Annotated in this window: 1 pseudogene; it reads left to right on the forward strand. The window is 49.0% G+C overall.

The window, feature by feature from the left end:
- Positions 1-263: pseudogene (locus tag HBA93_RS21745) on the forward strand (M20/M25/M40 family metallo-hydrolase); the annotation flags it as partial.

The following is a 263-nucleotide window of genomic DNA, read 5'->3' on the forward strand; positions in this document are numbered from 1 at the left end:
GGCAGAATAATAATGATCCGCTGCCTTACCGGCTGATATGGATTGTTGACGGTGAAGAGGAAATCGGCAGCCCTTCCTTGACCGATTTTCTGCAAAAACGATTTCCGGCGCTTAAAGCCGATGTTTGCTGGTGGGAGTTTGGTGAAATTGACAGTGAAGGTCACCCTGTTGTTCTGATGGGCTTTAAAGGTGTGACCGCTATTGAGCTGCAATGCCGGACTGCACGGGCAGACTTACATTCAAGCTTCGGTGCACTTTTCGAT

The organism is Ochrobactrum sp. SFR4, from assembly GCF_019730395.1.
In the GTDB taxonomy this organism is placed as follows: Bacteria; Pseudomonadota; Alphaproteobacteria; order Rhizobiales; family Rhizobiaceae; genus Pseudochrobactrum.